General features: G+C 44.3%; 2 protein-coding genes. Both read left to right on the top strand.

Annotated elements, in window-relative coordinates; all coding sequences use genetic code 11:
* Nucleotides 1-522 (top strand): SIR2 family NAD-dependent protein deacylase (locus VF684_RS20915; RefSeq protein ID WP_440174398.1); only part of this gene is annotated, 522 nt, incomplete at its 5' end.
* Nucleotides 519-818 (top strand): cyclic-phosphate processing receiver domain-containing protein, encoded by a 300-nt coding sequence (locus VF684_RS20910; RefSeq protein WP_100646119.1) that lies wholly within the window; start codon nt 519-521, stop codon nt 816-818. The genes VF684_RS20915 and VF684_RS20910, both read left to right, overlap by 4 nt.
* The last annotated feature ends 58 nt before the right edge of the window (nt 819-876 follow it).

Here is an 876-nt window from a genome sequence, read left to right as displayed (position 1 = left end):
TTAGAAGCCGCCCCCTCACAGGCGCATTATCTGATAGCCCTGCTACAACAAAAATGTACTGTTAGGGTCATCACCCAAAATATTGATGACTTACATGAGAGAGCAGGTAGCCATGAAGTCCTTCATCTGCATGGTTCAATCCAGTTTTTGGTCCCCATAGGTTTTCGTAGCAAAAAATATCGGCAGCCTTGGCATGAGGATGTGGCGATCGGTGATCGCTGCCCATCCACTGGTTCACAATTGCGTCCAGATATCGTGCTATTTGGTGAAAAGATTTATGAGTATCAACAAGCTCGTCGCTGGCTCTGCGAGGCTGATACCGTAGTAGTTGTCGGCACCAGTTTGCTTGTTGAGCCTGCGAGCTCTCTGTTACAAAACATCAACCCTGGCGCATGTGTCTACTACATCGATCCAGATCTTGGTTTGTCATCCAGACTACCGTTTCCCGGTGAGCTGATTGTTGATGGGGCCTATCGCGGTATTGCTCACGTATTGGAACTGAACCTGGAGAAAATGGCATGAAATTATATCTGGACGATGAAATAAAAAATCCGGTAGGGTGGATTCGTGTCTTTTGGCCGGACGAGGCGATTGCATGGCTAAAAACAGAGATGGTGACTGAAATTAGTCTTGATCATGACCTCGGTGATGATGATAGAGGAACCGGATACGACGTGATTCTCTGGATAGAAAATGAGGTAATGACAAATCACTTTATCCCTCCCAAAATTCATATTCATTCAGCAAATGTCTCCGCAAGAATAAAAATGGAACTGGGCATTATGGCCATAAATAAATTTTTAGCGAAGTCAACATGACAAGTTCAAGGCTGTGACTAAAATCCAGAGATAGTAAATCATGTCACTATGTATAAAG

The organism is Aeromonas sp. Lyrl_2 (assembly GCF_051948815.1).
Taxonomy (GTDB): Bacteria; Pseudomonadota; Gammaproteobacteria; order Enterobacterales; family Aeromonadaceae; genus Aeromonas; species Aeromonas veronii.
The sequence above is the reverse complement of the archived record's forward strand: the minus strand, read 5'-3'. Positions and strand labels throughout refer to the sequence as shown.